This window comes from Leucobacter luti, assembly GCF_050310065.1.
GTDB lineage: Bacteria > Actinomycetota > Actinomycetes > Actinomycetales > Microbacteriaceae > Leucobacter > Leucobacter luti_B.
The window spans coordinates 765,637-785,024 of sequence record NZ_CP190007.1; the positions used below are offsets into that span (position 1 = coordinate 765,637).

Annotated in this window: 18 protein-coding genes; 8 read left to right on the plus strand and 10 right to left on the minus strand. The window is 70.9% G+C overall.

Annotated elements, in window-relative coordinates; genetic code table 11:
• The first annotated feature begins 2 nt into the window (after positions 1 to 2).
• The 3 genes from ACOPJ3_RS03435 to panB are packed head-to-tail and all read left to right on the plus strand — an operon-like array spanning position 3 to position 2,511.
• Positions 3 to 764: a DUF2520 domain-containing protein gene (locus ACOPJ3_RS03435; RefSeq protein WP_427870428.1), complete on the plus strand. Its 762-nt coding sequence runs from the start codon at positions 3 to 5 to the stop codon at positions 762 to 764.
• Positions 761 to 1,609 (plus strand): pantoate--beta-alanine ligase, encoded by an 849-nt coding sequence (gene panC, locus ACOPJ3_RS03440; protein ID WP_427870429.1) that lies wholly within the window; start codon positions 761 to 763, stop codon positions 1,607 to 1,609. The genes ACOPJ3_RS03435 and panC overlap by 4 nt, the downstream gene beginning before the upstream one ends.
• A 56-nt stretch (positions 1,610 to 1,665) precedes the next feature.
• Positions 1,666 to 2,511, plus strand: a complete 846-nt coding sequence (gene panB, locus ACOPJ3_RS03445) for a 3-methyl-2-oxobutanoate hydroxymethyltransferase (protein ID WP_427870430.1) — start codon at positions 1,666 to 1,668, stop codon at positions 2,509 to 2,511.
• 116 nt (positions 2,512 to 2,627) lie between these two features.
• Here the strand turns inward: panB and ACOPJ3_RS03450 are convergent, their stop codons facing one another.
• The 4 genes from ACOPJ3_RS03450 to ACOPJ3_RS03465 all read right to left on the minus strand — a co-directional run bounded on the left by ACOPJ3_RS03450 (position 2,628) and on the right by ACOPJ3_RS03465 (position 7,284).
• Positions 2,628 to 4,037: an O-acetylhomoserine aminocarboxypropyltransferase/cysteine synthase family protein gene (locus ACOPJ3_RS03450; RefSeq protein ID WP_427870432.1), complete on the minus strand. Its 1,410-nt coding sequence runs from the start codon at positions 4,035 to 4,037 to the stop codon at positions 2,628 to 2,630.
• Complete coding sequence (locus ACOPJ3_RS03455) at positions 4,034 to 5,284, minus strand: MalY/PatB family protein (RefSeq protein WP_427870433.1); 1,251 nt, start codon at positions 5,282 to 5,284, stop codon at positions 4,034 to 4,036. The genes ACOPJ3_RS03450 and ACOPJ3_RS03455 overlap by 4 nt, the downstream gene beginning before the upstream one ends.
• A gap of 54 nt (positions 5,285 to 5,338) precedes the next feature.
• A complete protein-coding gene (locus ACOPJ3_RS03460; RefSeq protein WP_427870435.1) occupies positions 5,339 to 6,664 on the minus strand; it encodes a heparan-alpha-glucosaminide N-acetyltransferase domain-containing protein in 1,326 nt (441 codons plus the stop codon).
• A 140-nt stretch (positions 6,665 to 6,804) separates the two neighbouring features.
• Positions 6,805 to 7,284, minus strand: a complete 480-nt coding sequence (locus ACOPJ3_RS03465; protein WP_427870437.1) for an ATP-dependent zinc protease family protein — start codon at positions 7,282 to 7,284, stop codon at positions 6,805 to 6,807.
• Between the two features lie 24 nt (positions 7,285 to 7,308).
• Between ACOPJ3_RS03465 and ACOPJ3_RS03470 the strand changes: the two genes are divergently transcribed.
• A complete protein-coding gene (locus ACOPJ3_RS03470) occupies positions 7,309 to 8,505 on the plus strand; it encodes a RimK family alpha-L-glutamate ligase (RefSeq protein WP_427870438.1) in 1,197 nt (398 codons plus the stop codon).
• Between the two features lie 515 nt (positions 8,506 to 9,020).
• On the opposite strand, the gene ACOPJ3_RS03475 is transcribed toward ACOPJ3_RS03470, so the two are convergent.
• The 4 genes from ACOPJ3_RS03475 to ACOPJ3_RS03490 form a co-directional block, all read right to left on the minus strand.
• On the minus strand, positions 9,021 to 10,559 hold the full coding sequence (locus ACOPJ3_RS03475) for a hypothetical protein (RefSeq protein ID WP_427870439.1): 1,539 nt from the start codon (positions 10,557 to 10,559) through the stop codon (positions 9,021 to 9,023).
• 140 nt (positions 10,560 to 10,699) lie between these two features.
• Positions 10,700 to 11,413 carry a YceI family protein gene (locus ACOPJ3_RS03480; RefSeq protein ID WP_427870440.1) on the minus strand — a complete coding sequence of 238 codons (714 nt, stop codon included), beginning with the start codon at positions 11,411 to 11,413 and terminating at the stop codon, positions 10,700 to 10,702.
• Between the two features lie 104 nt (positions 11,414 to 11,517).
• Entirely contained in the window at positions 11,518 to 12,525 is a 1,008-nt protein-coding gene (locus ACOPJ3_RS03485) for a diacylglycerol/lipid kinase family protein (RefSeq protein WP_427870441.1), read from the minus strand.
• 25 nt (positions 12,526 to 12,550) lie between these two features.
• A complete protein-coding gene (locus tag ACOPJ3_RS03490) occupies positions 12,551 to 13,120 on the minus strand; it encodes a hypothetical protein (RefSeq protein ID WP_427870443.1) in 570 nt (189 codons plus the stop codon).
• A 95-nt stretch (positions 13,121 to 13,215) separates the two neighbouring features.
• Here ACOPJ3_RS03490 and ACOPJ3_RS03495 point away from each other — a divergent pair, with 95 nt between their 5' ends.
• Both ACOPJ3_RS03495 and ACOPJ3_RS03500 read left to right on the plus strand, forming a co-directional pair.
• Positions 13,216 to 14,832, plus strand: a complete 1,617-nt coding sequence (locus ACOPJ3_RS03495; protein ID WP_427870444.1) for a deoxyguanosinetriphosphate triphosphohydrolase family protein — start codon at positions 13,216 to 13,218, stop codon at positions 14,830 to 14,832.
• Between the two features lie 2 nt (positions 14,833 to 14,834).
• Positions 14,835 to 15,503 carry a class II aldolase/adducin family protein gene (locus ACOPJ3_RS03500; RefSeq protein ID WP_427870446.1) on the plus strand — a complete coding sequence of 223 codons (669 nt, stop codon included), beginning with the start codon at positions 14,835 to 14,837 and terminating at the stop codon, positions 15,501 to 15,503.
• 7 nt (positions 15,504 to 15,510) lie between these two features.
• On the opposite strand, the gene ACOPJ3_RS03505 is transcribed toward ACOPJ3_RS03500, so the two are convergent.
• Positions 15,511 to 16,209: an NUDIX hydrolase gene (locus ACOPJ3_RS03505; RefSeq protein ID WP_427870447.1), complete on the minus strand. Its 699-nt coding sequence runs from the start codon at positions 16,207 to 16,209 to the stop codon at positions 15,511 to 15,513.
• A 52-nt stretch (positions 16,210 to 16,261) separates the two neighbouring features.
• On the minus strand, positions 16,262 to 16,708 hold the full coding sequence (locus tag ACOPJ3_RS03510) for a hypothetical protein (protein ID WP_427870448.1): 447 nt from the start codon (positions 16,706 to 16,708) through the stop codon (positions 16,262 to 16,264).
• 809 nt (positions 16,709 to 17,517) lie between these two features.
• On the opposite strand from ACOPJ3_RS03510, the gene ACOPJ3_RS03515 reads away from it, so the two are divergent.
• Positions 17,518 to 18,276, plus strand: a complete 759-nt coding sequence (locus ACOPJ3_RS03515; protein WP_427870449.1) for a DUF5819 family protein — start codon at positions 17,518 to 17,520, stop codon at positions 18,274 to 18,276.
• Positions 18,273 to 19,346 (plus strand): HTTM domain-containing protein, encoded by a 1,074-nt coding sequence (locus tag ACOPJ3_RS03520; protein WP_427870450.1) that lies wholly within the window; start codon positions 18,273 to 18,275, stop codon positions 19,344 to 19,346. The genes ACOPJ3_RS03515 and ACOPJ3_RS03520 overlap by 4 nt, the downstream gene beginning before the upstream one ends.
• Positions 19,347 to 19,388 lie beyond the last annotated feature (42 nt).

Below are 19,388 nucleotides of genomic sequence, written 5' to 3' on the forward strand. Positions count from 1 at the left end.
CCATGCGGATCCAGATCGTCGGCAGAGGCCGCATGGGGAGGGCGCTCGCGCCCGCACTGCGCGCTTCCGGGGTCGACGCGTCCGAGCCGGCCGGCCGCGGCGCCACCGGTCGCGACGGAGCCACCGGTCAGGCGGGCGCATTCGACGCCGTGCTCCTCGCGGTGCCGGACGCAGCGATCCCCGAGGCCGCGGCGGCGATCCTGCCAGGGCCCGCGGTCGGGCACCTCTCGGGCGCGACGCTGCTCTCCGCGCTCGCCCCGCACGAGCAGGTCTTCAGCGTGCACCCGCTGCTCACGGTGACGGGCGAGCGCACGGACTTCTCGGGCGCGTGGGCCGCGATCGACGCGGCGGGGGAACGGGCGTCCCTCGTCGCCGCCGAGCTCGGGGCCGCGCTCGGCCTGCGGACGTTCCGGGTGGCGGATCCGGATCGCGCCGCCTACCACGCCGCGGCGTCGATCGCCTCGAACTACCTGGTCACGGTCGAGGGCGCGGCCGAGCGGCTCGCCGCATCGGCCGGGGTGCCCCGCGAGGCGCTGCTGCCGCTCGCGCGCGCGGCGCTCGACAACTGGGCGGCGCTCGGGGCCGAGCGCGCGCTCACTGGGCCGATCGCCCGGGGCGACGAGGACACGGTCGCGGCGCAGCGCGCGGCCATCACCGAGCGAGCCCCCGGGGATCTGGGGCTCTTCGACGCGCTCGCGGACGCCACGAGGCGGCTCGCGGCGGACGCCAGGCGCGGTGCGCAGAAGGACGGGGATGCCCCATGAGGATCGTTCGCACGATCGCGCAGCTGCGCAAGGAGGTCGCGGGGGCCCGCGCCCGCGGCTCTGAGGTCGGCATGGTGCCGACCATGGGGGCGCTCCACGACGGGCACCTCTCGCTCGTTCACGCCGCGCGCGCCGATCAGGGGTTCGTCGTCATGTCGATCTTCGTGAACCCGACGCAGTTCACGGAGGCGGAGGATCTCGAGGCGTACCCGCGGCAGGAGGCCTCCGATGCGGCGCTCGCCGAGGCGGCCGGTGTCGACGTGATCTTCGCGCCCACCGCGGCAGAGATGTACCCTGAGGGCTTCGCGACGACCGTGCACGTCGGCGGCTCGATCACCGAGCGGCTCGAGGGCGAGACCCGGGGCGCTGCCCACTTCGACGGCGTCGCGACGGTGGTCTCGAAGCTCCTCCTCGCCTGCATGCCCGATCGGGCATACTTCGGCGAAAAGGACGCTCAGCAGGTCCTCGTCGTCTCCCGGATGGTGCGGGACCTCGGGATCCCCGTCCGGATCGTGCCGTGCCCCACCTCGCGCGACGAGGACGGCCTCGCGCGCTCCAGCCGCAACGCGCGGCTGAGCGAGGGCGAGCGCGCCAGAGCGCTCGCGATCCCGCGCGCGCTCGGAGCCGCAGCGGCCGCCCTCGCGTCCGGCGAGTGCGAGGCCGAGGCGATCCGGGAGGCCGCGGGGCGCGAGCTCGCCGCAGAAGACCTGGTCGCGGAGTATCTCGCGATCGTCGACCCGGATACTCTTGATGCTGTCGAGCGGGTCGACGCCCCCGCGCTGCTCGCCATCGCGGTGCGCGTGGGCGAGGTGCGGCTCATCGACAACGCGGTCCTCACGCCGTAGTCAGAGGCCCGGCCGCACGCACACCCGCAAGACCCACCGTTCCCGAAGGAGTGAAGATGTCACGGATCTCGATCCCGCAGCTGGCGGAGAAGCGTCTCGCGGGCGAGCCCATCGTCATGGTCACCGCGTACGACTTCCCCGGCGCGCGCGCCGCGGAGCGCGCGGGCGTCGACATGGTGCTCGTCGGCGACTCCGGAGCGCAGGTCGTGCTCGGGCACGACTCCACCGTCGCGGTGACGACCGACGAGATGCTCGTGCTCGCGAAGGCCGTGCGCCGCGGCACGGATACCGCGTTCCTCGTCTGCGACGTGCCGTTCGGCTCGACGGAGGAGTCCGACGCGCAGGCCGTCGCGACCGCCGTGCGCTTCACGAAGGAGGCCGGGGCCGACGCGATCAAGCTCGAGGGCGGAAACCCGACCCGCCTCAGCCGCATCCGCGCGATCGTCGACGCCGGCATGCCGGTCGTCGGCCACATCGGCCTCACCCCGCAGACCGCGGTCGCGCTCGGCGGCCTGCGGGCGCAGGGTCGCACCGCCGCGAGCGCCGCGAGGCTCGTGCGCGAGGCGCGCGGCATCGAGGAGGCCGGCGCCTTCTGCCTCGTCATCGAGGCGGTTCCCGCCGAGCTCACGGCGCTCCTGCGCGAGGCGCTCTCGATCCCGATCATCGGCATCGGCGCGGGTGCGGCCGACGGCCAGGTGCTCGTGCTGCACGACCTTATCGGCGTCACCGAGGGGCACACGGCGAAGTTCGTGAAGCGCTTCGGCGAGGTGGGCGATGCGACGGTCGCCGCGATCACGGCCTACGCCGCAGACGTGCGCGCGGGATCCTTCCCCGGGCCCGAGCACCAGTACGCGGCGGCCGAGGACGCCGTCGCGGCCGCACGCGAGGCGCTCGCGCAGTAGCGCGCGCGGCGGGTGCGGGCGCCGCCCCCCCCGCAGCGCCCAGCGGGAAATCTGCACGCAACTTCCCGTATTTGGGCACGCAGCCTCGCTGCGCGCAGAACCCCGGGTGGGTGCAGCTAGGCGACCCGGTCGAGGCCGCGGCGCAGGTCCCGGATCAGGTCTTCCGCCGACTCGAGCCCGATCGAGAGCCTGAGCAGCCCGGGCGTGATCCCGAGCCGGTCGTTGATCTCGTGCGGGAAGGTCGCGTGGGTCGAGGTGAGCGGGTGGAGGACCATCGAGCGGGTGTCGCCGATGCCCGTCATGCGGGAGAAGACGCGCAGCCCGTTCACGAAGTCGCGCGCGCCGTCGATCCCGCCCCGCACCGTCACGCCGAACACGGAGCCCGTGCGGCCCGCGTAGTCGCGCAGCGCAATCGCGTGCTGCGCGCTCGAGGGCAGCCCGGCGTAGTCGACGCCCTCGACCTCGGGCTGCTGCTCGAGCCAGGCGGCGATCCGGAGCGACGAGTCGACGTGGCGCTCCATGCGCAGCGAGAGCGTCTCCATGCCCTGGTGCAGGAGGAAGCCGTTAAAGGGGGAGAGCGACGGGCCGATGTCGTTCACGACGGCCTCGCGCACGGCACGTGCGTAGGCGCCGTCGCCGAAGCGCTCGAGCATCGAGCCGAGGCCCGGCCGCGGCGACTGCGTGACCAGGGGGAACGAGCGGCCGGCCCGCTCGGCGGCCGCCCAGTCGAAGCGGCCGCCGTCGACGACCGCGCCGCCGACGGACGCGCCGTGCCCCGACAGGAACTTCGTCGTCGAGTGCACCACGATGTCGGCGCCGAGCTCGAACGGCCTGATGAGGGCGGGAGTGCCGACCGTGTTGTCGACCACGAGCGGGAGGTTGTAGCGGGCCGCGACCTGGGCGATGCGGGGGAGATCCGTGACGTCGTTGCGCGGATTCGGGATCGTCTCGGTGTAGATCGCCTTCGTCTCGGGGCGGATCGCGCGCTCCCACTCGGCGTCGTCGTCGGCGTCCCAGACGTAGTCGACGTCGATCCCGAAGCGGCGGAAGCTGCGGCCGAAGAGGATCCTGGTGCCGCCGTAGATCGAGGCGGTCGAGACGATGTGGTCGCCCTGCTGGGCGAGCGCGAAGAGGGCGGAGGAGATCGCCGCCTGGCCGCTCGAGACCGCGACGGCGACCGTGCCGCCCTCGAGGGAGGCGAGCCGCGCCTCGGCGACCCCGTTCGTCGGGTTGCCCTGGCGCGAGTAGATCGGGTCGGTCGAGCGGCCGGCGAAGCGGTCGACCTGGTCGTCGAAGTCGTCGAAGACGTAGCCGGCGGAGAGCGCGATGGGCGGCACCCGGAGGCCCGTGTTGAGGTCGGCGTACTCGCCCGCGTGCACCTGCCGGGTGTCGAAGTCGAAGCCCTCCCAGTCGTCGACGGGGGGTGCGGCGGGCGCCGGCGCGGCCGGCGCGGGTGCGGCTGGCGCCGGTGCTGATGGCTCCGGTGCGGTCGCGACGGGGGTCGAGTCGAGCGGTGCTGAGGTCATGAGCGTGCTCCCGGGAGGATCGCGGCGATTCGGTCGACGGCGCGCGTCAGGGTGTCCGGCGCGCAGGCGAAGTTGAGGCGGGCGAATCCGGCGCCGCCGAGGCCGAACTCTGCCCCGTCGTTGAGGGCGACGCGCGCCTCCGCGAGGATGCGGCCGGCCGGGTCGTCGCCGAGTCCAGCCGCCCGGAAGTCGAGCCAGGCGAGGTAGCCGGCGGAGGGGCGCGTGTACACAACGCCTGGGAGGCGCTCGGCCACGAGTTCGGCGAGCAGCCGGTCGTTCGCCTCGAACTGCGCGATCGCCCGGTCGAGCCAGACGCGCGACTCCGCGAAGGCGGCGACACCCGCGTGCAGCCCGAGGATGCTCGCCCGCGTCGTCGTCTCGGGCGGCAGGGTCGCGAGCACGGCCTCGGCGCGTTCGTCGGCCGCGACGATCACCGAGCACTTCGCGCCGGCGAGGTTCCAGCCCTTGCTCGCCGACGTCGCGGTGACCGCGAGCGCCCCGGCCGCCGCCGCGATCGGCGCGAACGGGGTGAAGCGCGCGGCCGTGTGGGTGAGCGGCGCGTGGATCTCGTCGGAGACGACGAAGACGTCGTAGCGGGCGGCGAGCCCGGCGAGCGCCGCGAGCTCGTCCGCCGTGTGCACGGTGCCGTGCGGGTTGTGCGGGTTGCAGAGGAGGAAGGCGTCGATGCCGCGCTGCGAGGCGAACTCGCGCTCGATCGCGGCAAGGTCGAGGCGGGATCCGGATCCGGCGCCTGCCCCTTCGCCCGCCCCGGCGCATGGTCCTTCGCCGGCCTCCGTCCCGACAGCGAGCGGGATCTCGACCGTCTCGAACGGCACCTCCTCCAGCATCTCGAAGAAGCCGGGGTAGACGGGCGTCGCGAGCGCGAGCCTGCCGCCCGCCGGGCGGCCGACGCGGAGGGCCTCGACCACGCCGGTCGCGACATCGGTCGCGAGGTGGATGTGCTCCTCCGGGACCTCCCAGCCCCAGCGCTCGCGCGCGAAGGCGGCGAACGCCGGGGCGAGGGGGCCTGCGCCGTCGAGGTAGCCGGTGTCGGAGGCCTCGATCCGCTCGATGAGCGTCTCGCGGATCCGGGGCGCGAGCTCGAAGTCCATCTCCGCGACGAACAGGGGCAGCACGTCCGCCGGGTACCTCGTCCACTTGAGACTCGTGCGCCTACGCCCGAGCAGTTCAGGGGTGAGCTCCTCGAAGGGGGTGCCCCCGGGGTCGGTACAAGCGGCTTCGGTCATGCCTCCATCGTCGCGCCAGGGCGCCGGATCCGCGAACGCCGCGGTAAGCGGGCGTCATCTTGGCGAACGGCCGCTCCTGACCAGGAGATTCACCGCCCCCGAGGTGATCGCCTCGAGCGGGCCGCGGCGGCCGAGCGCCGCGAGGACCGCCCCGATCGCGAGCACGCCCGCGAGCTGCAGGCCGAAGGCGCCAAGACCCAGCGACCACCAGGGCACGCCAGCGGTCATGAGCTCGGGGTGCTCCACGAGCGAGCCGAGGGTGAGACCCGTCGCGACAATGTGCAGCGTGTAGACGGTGAGCGGGGCCGCGCCGGCGGCCCGGATCGTGCCGAGCACGGGGCCGGGGCGTCGCGCGCCGAGGAGCGCGTCGAAGACGAGCACCAGGAGCCCGATCACGGCGAGCGCGATCCCGATCGTGCGGGCGAGATCGAGCGGCGAGCCCGAGTGCGGGGTGGCGATGAGCTGGGCCCAGAGCTCGGGGCCGAACGGCGCGCCGAAGGTGGGCGCGGTCAGCAGCTGCGCGAGAAGCTGCTCGTCGATGCCGGGCACCGGAGTCGCGCCGAGGAGCCCGCGATTCGCGAGCGCCCACGCCGATACGAGCTGCGCGACCGTCGCGAGCACCGCGCCCGAGGCGGCGACCGTGCCGGCCACCCGCGCGAGCGAGCCCCGCGCCGTCGCAGCCACGAGGGCGCGCGCGGCCAGGATCCCGACGATGAGGTAGACCGCCCAGGTCACGGCCGGATACTCGCCCGTGAGGAGAACGGCGCGGAGCGCCGAGAGCGGGTCGGCGCCGAGCAGCTCGAAGTTCACGGAGCCGCCCTCGTTCACGACGCCGAGCCCCTGCCGGGCGAGCGCGTTCAGCGGCCCGCTCGCGATCCCCAGCACGAGCGCGATCGACGCGAGCAGCCAGCCGGGCGCCGCGATGAGCGGGGCCACGAGCAGCATCGCCACGCCGTAGTAGGCGAGCACGACCACGACGGGGCTCACGATCCCGCCGAGCAGCAGCCCGATCAGGATTACGATGAGCGCGCGCACCGCGATCGCCCCGATCGCTGCGCCCGTGCGGCCCTCCGCGATCCGGCGCCGCGCCGCGAGCACCATGCTCACGCCGCCGAGGACCGCGAAGAGTGCCGCCGAGGTGCCCGCGGCGACCACCTGAGTGATGTCGGTCGCCACGAACTCGGGGGAGCCCGGCTCCGCGGACGGCCCGGCGACGAGCAGGTGGGTCGCCATCATCCCCACGATCGCGAGGAAACGTGCGAGGTCAACTCCGATATAGCGGACTCGGGCGGCCCTGCGCGACGGGATCTCCGTCGCGGGGCGCGCCGAGGAGACCGTCTCGGGGGTTGCCGAATGGGCGAGTGGCACGGTGACTTCCATGCTTCCAGTGTGGGCCGCGCGGCCTGGGATCCGGATCCGACCGCGGTGCCGGATCGCGGTACTGCGGTGCCGCGGTGTCGCGGTGTCGCGGTGTCGCGGTGTTGCGGTGTTGCGGTGACGCGCCGCGGCCCGCGCCCGGGCTAGTCCCTGCCGCGGTTGCGGCGCCGGATTCTGCGCGGCGGCCTACCGCCGAGGAACGACGCCGAGGAATCGACGAGGAAGTCGCGCCTGAGCGCCTCGCGCCCGATCAGCATGCGAAACACCATCTCGTCGCGGTCGGTCAGCGTGACCTCGGCCTCGATCTCGCGGCCCACAAGCCCGATGTGCATGAGCACCACGGGGCGCTCCTGCGCGTGCCCCGACGAGCTGCGCACGATCCGGCGATCGTGGATGGGGAGTTCGACACAGACCTCGTCGGAATCGGCGCGCTGCCAGGGGTGCGCGCGGAAGCGCACCCACGGCGCGCCGTCCTGCTCGAACTCCTCGATCCCCGTGGCGTGCAGCGCCGAGGTCTGCGCGCCGGTGTCAATCTTGGCTTTCACCCAGGGCACGCCGATGTCGGGCAGGCTCACCCACTCGCGCCACCCGGTAAGAGTGCTTGAATAAGGGGGTACGGTCACGCTTCTATCCTGGCAGGGAACCTCGTGAAACTCGCTATTCTTTCGCGCTCGCCTCAGGCATATTCCACGCAGCGGCTCATGGCAGCCGCCGCGCACCGGGGGCATCAGGCCCGCGTGCTCAACACGCTGAGGTTCGCGATCGACCTCGCGGGCGACGATCCCGACCTCCTCTATCGAGGCAAGCAGCTCAGCGACTACGACGCCGTACTGCCCCGGATCGGTGCCTCGATCACGTATTTCGGCACGGCCGTCGTGCGCCAGTTCGAGCAGATGGACGTGTACACGCCCAACACGGCGAACGGCATCTCAAACGCGCGCGACAAGCTCCGCGCGATCCAGATCCTGTCGCGCCACAACATCGTCATGCCGGCCACCGCCTTCGTGCGCAACCGCGCAGACGTGCGCCCCGCGATCGAAAGCGTCGGCGGCGCCCCCGTCGTCATCAAACTCCTCGAGGGCACGCAGGGCATCGGCGTGATCCTGGCGCCGCAGGTCAAGGTTGCCGAGGCGATCATCGAGACGCTGCACTCCACGCGGCAAAATGTCCTGATCCAGCGCTTCGTCTCGGAGAGCCGAGGGCGCGACGTGCGCGCGCTCGTCGTGGGTGACCGGGTCGTCGCGGCGATGCGCCGGATCGCGAGCGGCGACGAGTTCCGCTCGAACGTGCACCGCGGCGGCACCGTGGAAGCCGTGCAGCTCGACTCCGCCTACGAACAGGCCGCGGTGCGCGCGGCCCAGATCATGGGCCTGCGCGTCGCGGGCGTCGACATGCTCGAGGGCGACGAGGGCCCCCTGGTCATGGAGGTCAACTCCTCGCCAGGTCTCCAGGGGATCGAGGCCGCGACCGGCCTCGACGTCGCGGGCGCCATCATCGACTTCATCGCGAACCAGGTGAACTTCCCCGAGATCGACGTGCGCCAGCGCCTCAGCGTGTCCACGGGCTACGGCGTCGCCGAGCTCACCATGCACGCGGGCTCCGAGCACGAGGGGAAACGCCTCGGCGACCTCGGACTCTGGGATCGCGACATCACCGTCCTCACCCTGCACCGCGGGGTGCAGGTGATCCCGAACCCCCGCAAACACGTCGTCATCGAGGCCGAGGACCGCCTGCTCTGCTTCGGCAAGCTCGAGGAGATGCGCTCGATGCTCCCGGAGCGCAAGCGCCGCCGCGCGCGCGTGCGAAAGCTCCCGCGCGAGGCGAAGGAACTCGGCGAGCGGTAGGCCTTGGGGTTTGGGGGTCTTGCTGCTTGGTTGCTTGGCCTCCGGGCGTTTGGCCCGCGGGTCGAGTGGGCCGTAAGGCCCCTTTCGGGCGCGTGAATGGGGCCTTACGGCCGACTCGGCGTTGGCGCGCGCGGGTGCGAGGGCGCGCGGGTGCGAGCGTATGCGCGGGTGCCAATGGGCGCGAGGTCGCGTGCTGCGGGCTCGGGATCCGGGCCCGGATCCCTCGTCCCGCGGGTCGAGTGGGCCGTAAGGCCCCTTTCGCGCGCGTGAATGGGGCCTTACGGCCGACTCGGCGCGGGGAATGGGGCCTTTCGGCCGACTCGGCGTTGGTGTGGGGTGTTTGCGTGCGCGCGGGGCCCGCGGGTGCGGGCGCGCGGGTGCGAGGCCTCGGGTGCGTGCGCGCGGGCTCGGGATCCGGGCCCGGATTCCTCGTCCCGCAGGTCGAGTGGGCCGTAAGGCCCCTTTCGGGCGCGTGAATGGGGCCTTACGGCCGACTCTGCGTGGGGAATGGGGCCTTACGGCCGACTCGGCGTTGGTGCGGGGTGTTTGCGTGCGCGCGGGGCCCGGGGGTGCGGGCGCGCGGGTGCAAGGCCTCGGGTGCGTGCGCGCGGGCTCGGGATCCGGGCCCGGATCCCTCGCCCCGCGGGTCGAGTGGGCCGTAAGGCCCCTTTCGGGCGCGTGAATGGGGCCTTACGGCCGACTCGGCGTGGGGAATGGGGCCTTACGGCCGACTCGACGGGAGGAGCGCCACGCCGCTTGCCCTGCAGACCGTACTCCACGAGGGTGCCGTCGACGTTCTCAAGCTGGAGCATCTCGTCGCTCGCGTATTCGCCGAGGCGGTCGCCGCCGGGGTCGAGGAATGCGACAGTCGTGGTGAGCTGGTCGTGGACGACCGCGACGCCGCCGTCGGCGCTGACGCCGACGGGCGACCACGACGGCTCGAGCTGCGTCTGCCCGACCGACATCTCGCCGCCGACGAGCGCGCGGGCGACGATCGTGCCGTCGTGCGCGACCATGGTCGCGCCCGTCGCGAGGTCCATCGCCCGCAGGGAGACCCCCGCCTTTCTCCCCGGGACCGGGGCAAACTCGAGCCCCGCTCGGTTCGCGACGTTCGGAACCTCGCCCGTCTGCTTGCCCTCGTAGGAGAGCAGCGCGTTCTGCGCCGGGGCGTTCTCAGAGGCCACGATCGCGGTCACGTCGACCCAGCCGTCCTGGGTGGCGATGATGGTGCCCCGGCCCGCGGTGGCGGGGAGCGTCATCTCGCCCGTCTTCGCGTCGAAGGCCGTGATCTCGTGCGCAGACTGGTTCGTGCAGACCGTGTGGTCCCCGATGAGCGTGCAGATCGCCGGGTACTCGATGATGAGGCTCGCGGCCGAGCCGTAGTCCCAGATGCCGGAGGGGAGCTCAGTCTCCCAGCGCACCGTGCCGTCGGCGCCGGCGGAGACCACGCTCGCCGACTCGCCGCGCGAGACGACCGCCTGGAAGCCCTGATCATCGACCGCGAACAGGTCCACGAGGCCGCGCGCGCCCGGCGCGGGCGTCTCGGAGATCGCCGCGCCGTTCATCGTGTCGAGGAGCGCGAGCGAGGCGTCGGATCCGCCCCCGTCCGACGACTGCCGCACGAGCGTGCGGTCGCTCGACGTCGATGCGTCTCCGCAGCTGGCGCCCGGCCGCGACCACGCGACCTCGTCGCTGCCCGTGCGGAGCGCGATGACGGCGTCGCCGCCCGTCGCAGGGTCCTCGCCGACGGTGACCGTGATGGTCCCGTCCGCGCTGAACCCGCAGAGCCCGCCGGGAATCTCCCACGGCATCACCTCGCCCGCGCCGTACTCGGCGCGCAGCCACGCCGACTCCGGCCCCGTCGGGGTTGCCTTGCTGGGGACCTCGCCAGAGCTCCCGGATCCGGATCCGGAGCCGGATCCCGAGCCGTCGGATCCGCTGAGCAGCCCGGGGATGAGCACGCAGCCCGTGAGGCTCGCCGAGGCGGCGAGTGCCGCGGAGGCCGCCAGAATCGCTGATCGGTGGAGTGTTGCTCGGGTGTCGCGGCGACGCATGGGGCCTCCCCGCCGCGCGGCGCCAGTGTCGCGACCGGGTGTCGCGCCGTGCTCCCTGTCTGCGCAGCTGCTGTAGTGATCCTATCGGGAGGCTAGCATGATCCTATGAGGCGCCAAGCGGTCACGGAGCAGGCAGACCGCTACCGCGCGGCGCGCAGCTGGAACTCGACGGCACCCTGCGGTTCTACTGAAACGAAGCCCAGATTGGGCGCGGTCACGCCGAAATCGGCGAAGGTGATCGGGATCGAGCCCGCGATCTGGGCGGTCGTTCCGTCGCTCTGCACCTCGACACTCGCCGTCACGGGCTTCGTCACGCCGGCGATCGTGAGGTCGCCCGCGACGTCGGCCGTCAGCACGCCACCCGAGGCGGGCGCCTCCGCCACCGTGACGGGCTGCGTGAGCACGAACTTGGCGTCCGGATACTCCGATGTTCTGAGCGCGTCGTTCCGGAAGTACGCGTCTCGCGAGGAGCTGTCGGTCGCGATCGACGCGACATCGACCGTGAGATCCGCTGCCTGCAGGGTGAGCCCGTCGTCGGCGACCGTGAACGTGCCGCTGACTTTCTCCGTGCGCCCCGTGACCGTCACGTTGGTGCCGTTCAGGACCTCGTCGACCCGATAGCCCGCCTCCGAGCCGGAGGACACCTGCCACACGCCGACGAGGGCCGCGGGATCGAGCGGCTTGCCCGCTGCGGTGCCATCGAGCACGCCCTCGTTCGCCCGCAGCGTTGGGGACGACTCGGCGCGCGGCGCGAAGTATTCCTTGTAGAGAAACGGGCCGGCGAAGGCCGCGGCCGCGACGAGCAGGATGATAGCCGCGCCGATGCCGAAGAGGACCTTCTGAGACTTCAGCACTCGAGCTCCTGACGCATGCGGGGGTGGATCGGTCACTACTCTCCCAGCTCAGCTAGCGAGAGCCCTCCATACCCGTCGAGAGGAAGCTGACAATTCTGCTCCGGTCAGCGGATCCGGAGCGCCCCCTCGTGCACCCGCACCTCGAAGCCGGTGACCTCGCCGACCTCCTCGCCGTCAACCTCGAACTCCCGCGGTTCGGGGAGCTCGACGCGGAGACTGCCAGCGCGCAGGTGCGCGGTCGAGTCCGAACTCTCCGCACGCTCGGAGCGTGTGATGAGGCGCTTGAGCCCGTTGTCCCAGACCATGTTGCGCATCGTGTCCAGCCAGGAGGCGACGTCGTCGGCGCTCAGCATGAGCACGTCGAGGACGCCGTCCGACGGAGACGCGTCCGGCAGCAGCGTGATCCCGGCCTGCAGAGTTCCGCAGTTCGCGACCAGCAGGGTATGCGATTGCTCGCGCCGGGGCTCGCCGCCGTCCACGGAGAGTTCAAACTCGACGACATCGCTCCCGCTGATCGCGCGCCCGAGCGACTCCACGTACGCAAGCCAGCCGGAGCGGGCCTTCAGTTCGTCGTCGGTCTCGACGATCATCTGCGCATCGACGCCAAAGCCGACCATCACGACGAAGCCGAACGTCTCGTCTTCGCCGCCGGCCCGCGTCACCCTCGCCTCGCCCAGGTCGACGGCCACGGCCTCGCTCTCGAGGGCACGCGCGAACGCGGCCTGCGGGTTTCCGAGGGGCACACCGAGGTTCCGCGCGAGCAGGTTGCCGGTGCCGAGCGGCACGATGCCGAGCTCGGCCGAGGCCGCTCCGGATCCCGACCCGGATTCCGACCCGCGCTCGCCGAGCCCCAACTCCTCTGCGACCGCGCGCACGGTGCCGTCGCCACCCGCGGCGATCACGAGCCCGCAGCCGGCCGCGACGGCGGAGCGTGCCGCCCCGTGGCCCGGGTCCTCCGGCGTCGTCTCGAACCAGCTCACGTGGGGCCGCTCGGCCTCGAAGACGCTCTCGGCGAGCGCCTCCTCGAGGGCGGATCGGAGCTCCCGCTCCGACGTCTTCGAAGGGTTCCACACGATCCCGATGCGCTCGGCCGTGCTCCCGTCCTTTGCCATAGTTCCTCCCCAGTTCGCGGCGCCGTTACAGCTCTGCGAGCAGCGCCTTCCAGTGTGCGCGCCAGTTCTCGATGTCGTCTGGCGTCGTGAGTCCGTCGTGGCTGATCGCGAGGGAGGAGCGGCCGTCGTCCTTCGGCGTCGCCGAGACCTCGACCTTGCCCGCCCCCTCGAGGGAGAATCGCCAGAACGTGCGCTTCTCAGTGCGTGACGGGCGCGGGGAGCCCGCGGCGTGGCCGAGGTGCTCGGTGCGCTCCCCGTGGGCGCGCACGAACGCGTCGATCGCGGCGTCTCGGTCGAGCTCCAAGGTGCGGCTCGCGCTCACCCGGAAGGTGCCGGCAGACGACTGCCCGGGCACCCTGAGTCCGACGTGCTGCTCGTAGGCGATCGCTACCGCCTGCGCCCACCAGTCCGGATTCTTGAGGGAGTCTGGCATGCCCCGGCGCGCGAGCTTCGCGATCTCCGGGTGCCGCATTTCGCGGGCGCCTGCCGCATCGAAGTCGGCGACGATCTCGCTCCAGGAGCGCCCGGTCGCGCGCTCAATGCTCTGCGTGCTCTCCGCGCGCGTGCGATTGCCACCGGTTTCAGCTGCTGCCACCGAACCCCCCTGTCCTTGCCGAAAGTGTACTCGCGCCGGCCGCCGCGCGGCAGGTCCCGCGCGGCAGTTCGCGAGCGAGGTGCTTGAATGGAGGCATGCAAGGATCCGTTGCGGACCGGGAGGTTGAGCCCCGCGAGGCCCGCCGCTACGTCGAACAGGAGACGTCGCAGCACCGGCCGGACGATGAGGCCGTGCTGCTCGCGACGCGCAGTGGCAGGTACGAGCCGCAGGAGTTCCGCGTCGACCTCGAGCGGATCAGGTTCTCCTCCTACTTCGGCCGGCTCTCGGACGTGACGCAGGTGATGCCGCAGTCGGGCGTCGGCCCGGTCATGCACAACCGGCTCACGCACTCCCTCAAGGTCAGCGCCGTGGCGCGCGTCATCGCGGCCCAGCTCGCCGGCCGGGTCGCTAGGCACGAGGCGTTCGCGCGCGGGGAGCGGGCCGAAGACGACGCGGTCGGCGCGATCGTCGCGCGGCTCGGCGGCTGCGACACGATCGTGGCCCAGGCCGCGGCCCACGCGCACGACCTCGGGCATCCGCCGTTCGGGCATCTGGGCGAGCGCGTGCTCGACCGCGTCGCCCGCGAGCGGCTCGGCCTGCAGGAGGGCTTCGAGGGCAACGCGCAGAGCTTCCGGATCCTGACCCAGCTCGACACGCTCGGCAGGGATTTTCCCGGGCTGAACCTCACCGCGGCCACGAGGGCGGCGACGCTCAAGTATCCGTGGACCCGCGCGGCATGGGTTGGAGTGACGGGGAGCGACCTGCCGGTCTGGGAGCGGCCCCGCGGCGTGGGGGCGGATCCGGCTGGCGGCGCTGAGAAGTTTTCCGCGTACTCCCTCGACGCGCCGGAGATGGAGGACGCGCTCGCCGCGTTCCCCGGCATCGCGCAGGGATCTCAGACGATCGAGTGCGCCGTCATGGATCTGGCGGACGACATCGCCTACGCGGTGCACGATCTCGACGACTTCACCCGTGCGGGCATGCTGCAGCAGTCGGCCGTGATGGGGGAGCTGCGCGCGTGGCTCTCGGGGAGTGCGACGCTCGCAGCCGTGCCGGAGCAGGAGCTGCTCGCCGACTGGCGCGATCCCGGTCACGCGCTCGAACTGCTCTGGCGCCGCCTCGAGCACAAGGACGGCTGGATCGCGGACCGCGACGCCTTCGCCGCCGCGGTCGAGCGGGTCGCCGAGGAGGTCGGCGAGTCGCTACTGGCGATCCCGTACGACGGCGGCATCGACAGCGAGCGCGCCGTCTCGGGCTTCACGCGACGCTGGATCGACCACCTGCGCACCTCGATCGTGGTGGAGGAGCGGCCCAACGTGCGAAGCGGCTACGTGCGGCTCGACTCGGGGGCATGGCACGAGGTCATGGTGCTGAAGTTCGTGCACGCGCACTTCGTGCTCGAGCGTCCCGAGCTCGGCCAGCCGCAGCGCGGCATGGCGCGCATCGTCGAGAACCTCGCGCTCGGCTTCGACGAGTGGCTCGCCGACCCCTACGACTCTGGCCGCGCCCCGCGCCGGCTCCTCGAGTGGGTCGAGGAGGCGACGGCCGCGAGTTTCGCGCTGCGCGCCACGCGGCCTGAGCTGCTCATGGGCGACACGAGCGACGCCGGCCTCAGGCGGCAGGGGCGCGCACGCGCGATCCTCGACTACGTTGCCTCGCTCAGCGACCAGCAGGCATTCACCACGCACCGCGCACTCTCAGGAGGGAACTGACCGTGACGCAGCAGGAAACGCACAAGCCTCGGGATCGGGATCGGGATCGGGATCGGGATGGCCTGATCGCCGAGCTGATCGACGTCGGGCGCGACGCCGTCGCGCGGGGGCTCGTGCTCGCGAGCGCGGGCAACCTTTCGGCGCGGGTCTCGGAGCACACGTTTGTGGTCTCTGCGAGCGGGACCTGGCTCGACCGGCTCACGCCAGGCGACTTCGCGGAGCTCACGATCGCGGATTCCGAGGACGGGGCACCGCGCTCCGGCGGGCCGAAGCCCTCGAGCGAGTGGAAACTGCACCACCGCGCCTACCGCGCGCGGCCCGACGTGGAGTGCGTGCTGCATCTGCACCCGCGCACCGCCGTCGTGCTCGCGAGCCTCGGGCGCGAGGTTCGCAGGCTCACGCTGGACCACGCCTACTACCTCGGCTCGATCGGCGTGACGCCGTTCTATCACAATGGCACTGACGAGCTCGCCGACTCGGCGGCCGAGGAGCTCCGTTCGCACGATTGCGTGATCATGCAGCACCACGGTTGCTCCGTCGTCGCGGACACGATCGGCATGGCGTATCGCCGTGCGCTGAACCTCGAGGACGCGGCACAGGCAACCGCGCTGGCGCTGCAGCTGGGGGACGAGCGCACGCAATTCCCCGACCTCGGGGCAACGCACGCCTGATCCGGAACTACGGGCTGACCGGGAATAGTTGCTCGCGGCTCCACGGCACCGACCAGCCGAGCTCGTCGAAGAGGGATGCCAGCAGGATGCCGGTGAACCCCCAGACGATGCCGCCGCCGAGGCGGGGCGCGAGGCGGAAGGCCGGTGCGCGGAAGCTCGCGCCGTCCCTGGCGAGGAGCGACAAGCCGCGCGCTGCGGGATCGAGCAGCTCGGCGACCGGGGCGCGGAACACCTCCACCGACTCGGCGTGGTCCGCGGCGACCTCGCTCGGCCGCCTCCACCACCCGATAACCGGCGTGACCAGGTTGTTGCTCACCGGAACGTGAACGTCGGCGAGGGCGCCAAGGATATCGACGCCGGCCGGGTCGAGGCCCGTCTCCTCGTTCGCCTCGCGCAGGGCCGTGGCCGCAGCATCGGCGTCTCCCGGCTCGACCCCGCCGCCGGGGAACGCGAACTGGCCCGCGTGGTGGCGCATGGCGCCCGAACGAAGGGTGAGCAGCACGTCGAGCTCGGCCGGAGCAGCCAGGCCGGCCCTGGATCCGCGCGGCTCGGCCAGGGTGCGGTCGAGCGCGCCGAAGAGGATGAGCACCGCGGAGCGACGCAGCGGAAGGTCCGCGAGCGCGCCCTGCGGGGTATAGGCGAGCGGTACGTCCCGGCGCATGAGCGCGCGGAGATCCCGCTCCGCGTCTTCGACCGTGACCAGCATGGATCCCAGCCTATCCGCCGCGGCAGCTTGGAACGGCGGGGCGGTGCCGCGATCAGCCGGCGGGGTCCTCGTTCTCACGCGTGGTCAACCGCGCGTGCAACTGATTCAGCAGATCCAACCACCGGCGAAGCGTCGATGCGTGGTAATCGCGCAGGACAGTGAAGCACCACTCGGGGTCGGTATGGTCCGTGGGACGCCGCGCAGCCGCGGCGGCGGCACCCCGCTCAATGTAGTCGAGCTGTGCCTGGCGGAACCCTACCTCGATCTCGAGCAGGCTGAGCGCCGTGAACTGGTCAAGGACCGAGGCCGCCATGAGCCGCAGCTGGATGTCGGTGTCCTCGACCCGCGGGGCCGGGGTGTACGGCGACGCGAGCCACGCCTGCAGCGCCTCTTTGCCGGCGGTCGTCGCGCGGAAGCGCTGGCCCTCGGGATACTGCGCCTCGCCCGTCGGGACGGCGGTGATGAAGTCCTTGTCGAGGAGGCAAGTGATCTCATGCATCACCGCGCCCTGGTCGGTAACTCCGACGAGGAGCGGGCCTTCCGTCTCCACGAGCCTGACGAGATCGTGCGGAAAGGGCTCCCGCACGCTCACGAGACAGAGGAGAAAGCAGCTGAGCGGACTCATAGTGGGGGTTGATCTCCTGTACGGCTCTCGTGGGTCTGATGCTAGCAGGGGAACTCCATAGGAATGTTGCAGTTGTTTAACGAGTGTTCAACAGCGATGGGCGGCCCGCGCCAGTAGGCTGCGGACCGCCCATCGGAGCCGCGCGGCACCCGAGGTCTCGAATTGGGAAGAGGTATCGGTGTCATCGGACCCGCGCGGTCTGGTTGCGTCTCCCGAGCGCCGAAATGGGGGGGGGCTGGCGCTCGCGAGACACTTTGGACACTAACGGGGCGGGGCGGTCCTTTGTTGGACGCGGTCGCGATTCCGTACCTTGGGCGTGAAATTGGGTGGTGATCCGGGCCTTTTGAGTGCGCTTGCGAGCCGGTCCAGGTGACAAGCCGCCCCGGGCGACAACCTGATGGCGGGTGACCGCCGAAGTCGAAGCGGCTGATCCGCGTCCGCTCGACCGTGCCCAACGGCTCCGCGCCTCGGAGACATGCCGTGGGCTCACCGATTCGCGCGGCCTCACGCACGGAAGCCGGACGAGGCACTACGCAGGGCCGCCCCTTTGAGTACTGAATCGACCCGGTCAGGCGTCGAATCCTCGGCGGCTCACTATCTTCGGGTGATATCTAATGCCCCCACGATCACGGGTGGCGCTGTGCCCGCGAGGGCAACCTTCACCAACCGTAGGAGGCTGTGCCTTGGACCGACCGAAACGCTCCGTTGCCGCGCGCATCGGACTCACCGTGGTTGCGTTACTTACCGGCTGGCACGTGTTCGCATCGTTCCTCTGGATCAGCCCGCCAAGCGAGCTTCGCGCACTCGTGCCGGGGAACCTCCTCACCGAATACATGATCCCCTGGTATGGGCAGAGCTGGAGCGTGTTCGCGCCTGAGCCGATCAATGGTGATCACCACTTCAAGGTGCGCGCGCAAGTCAAGAATGAGGACGGCAGCTACCGGGAGACCGAGTGGGTGGACGCCGCGGTCGCGGAACTCTCGCTCTCGCGGTACAACCTGTTTCCTCCACGCGGATCGGGCCTTGGCGCACAGATGTCCTCGGACTTCCGTGATGACTACATGAAGCTGACCGATGAGCAGAAGGAGATCGCAAAGCTCAACTACTACAAGGGGGACGACTGGCTCGGTCGCATGAAGATTGAGATGGACGGCGGCAAGACGGACCCGAACGTGATCTCGTACATCGTGTCCGAGCGCTACGCCTCCGGGTATGCGGCACAGGTCGCCCGGGCGGTGTGGGGCGAGGGTGTTGAACAGGTGCAGTTCCAGGTGATGCGACAGAACGTGATCCCATTCGAACAACGAAACGATCCGAACGCCGTGCGGCCGGACGAGCAAATCATCCAAACCGGTTGGCGGGGAATGCTCGAGCTCGAAGGGCAATCGCAAGAGGCCTTCGCGAAGACGTTCCGTGATGCATTGAGGAGGTCCGGCCAGTGAGCGCAGTCAAGACCGTCGTTCGAACCACAGGCAGGGTGCTTGCAGGCCTCTGGGCGTCGACTGTTGCGTTGCTCGCTCGCGCATTCGACTTCGTCGAGGTGTGGGCGCTCGATGCAAAACGCGCGCAGTACGGCATGGCCGTGGTGCGGATCCTTCTCGGCTTCACGGTTCTCGGGAGTGCGCTGACCGAGTTTGGCACGCGCAACTACACCTGGGGTCCGGGTGCCGCTTGGACGGGCCAGCTGCAGTATCCGACGAGCAGTTTCTCGGTGTTGTGGCCCTTCAGCCTTATCCGCGAAGCCGCCCGCACCGACGCAGGCATCACCACGGTGATGCTGCTGCTCATGCTGTGTGCGTTCCTCTTCATGATCGGATACCGCACGCGACTCGTGATGTTCCCCCTGTTTGTTCTCTGGGTGGGCTTCGTGAACATCAACCTGTTCGTTCAGAACCAGAGCGACAATCTGACTCGGATTGCGTTCATCGCGCTCATCTTTAGCGGGCTTTCCGAGCGGTGGTCGCTCGATGCCCGAAGGCGGGCGCGGACGGCGGATCGCGGCGGCTCGCTGCTTCGTCGCGCCTGGAACTTCCAGCCGGTGCTGCCGGCCTGGGCGTCGAACCTGATGCACAACTCGGCGGTTGTCGTGATCGGCGTGCAGATTTGCTTTGTATATGCGGCCGGCGGCCTCTTCAAAGCGGGCGGTCAACCCTGGCAAGCTGGAATTGCGGTGTACGCACCGCTGCAGACCATGGAGTTTGGCACCTGGCCGATCCTGAGTGACCTCATCACTCGCTGGGGACCGATGGTGGCCGTCGGCACGATTGGCACGGTGCTCATCCAGACCGCGTTCCCGCTCATGCTCATGCGTCGCTTTACCCGGGTCATTGCGCTCATTGTGATCATGAGCTTCCATGCCGCAATCGGCGTGATGATGGGTCTGCCCTGGTTCTCGATGGGGATGATTGCACTCGACGCCATCTTCATCAGTGACCGAAGCTGGGCCGGACTCGAAACGCGGTGGCAGCGGGCGAGGGCGGCATTGCGCCCTGAGCAGACTCTATCCCGCTGAACGGGAGTTCCGTCCGAATTCCCTTGCCACACAGATGTCTTC

Excerpts from the sequence above, each read along its gene's own strand:
- ACOPJ3_RS03475 (WP_427870439.1), bottom strand. The coding sequence starts at position 10,559 with ATGCGTCGCCGCGACACCCGAGCAACACTCCACCGATCAGCGATTCTG.
- panC (WP_427870429.1), top strand. The coding sequence starts at position 761 with ATGAGGATCGTTCGCACGATCGCGCAGCTGCGCAAGGAGGTCGCGGGG.
- ACOPJ3_RS03460 (WP_427870435.1), bottom strand. The coding sequence starts at position 6,664 with ATGGAAGTCACCGTGCCACTCGCCCATTCGGCAACCCCCGAGACGGTC.
- ACOPJ3_RS03435 (WP_427870428.1), top strand. The coding sequence starts at position 3 with ATGCGGATCCAGATCGTCGGCAGAGGCCGCATGGGGAGGGCGCTCGCG.
- ACOPJ3_RS03455 (WP_427870433.1), bottom strand. The coding sequence starts at position 5,284 with ATGACCGAAGCCGCTTGTACCGACCCCGGGGGCACCCCCTTCGAGGAG.
- ACOPJ3_RS03450 (WP_427870432.1), bottom strand. The coding sequence starts at position 4,037 with ATGACCTCAGCACCGCTCGACTCGACCCCCGTCGCGACCGCACCGGAG.
- ACOPJ3_RS03510 (WP_427870448.1), bottom strand. The coding sequence starts at position 16,708 with ATGCATGAGATCACTTGCCTCCTCGACAAGGACTTCATCACCGCCGTC.
- ACOPJ3_RS03485 (WP_427870441.1), bottom strand. The coding sequence starts at position 12,525 with ATGGCAAAGGACGGGAGCACGGCCGAGCGCATCGGGATCGTGTGGAAC.
- ACOPJ3_RS03495 (WP_427870444.1), top strand. The coding sequence starts at position 13,216 with ATGCAAGGATCCGTTGCGGACCGGGAGGTTGAGCCCCGCGAGGCCCGC.
- panB (WP_427870430.1), top strand. The coding sequence starts at position 1,666 with ATGTCACGGATCTCGATCCCGCAGCTGGCGGAGAAGCGTCTCGCGGGC.
- ACOPJ3_RS03505 (WP_427870447.1), bottom strand. The coding sequence starts at position 16,209 with ATGCTGGTCACGGTCGAAGACGCGGAGCGGGATCTCCGCGCGCTCATG.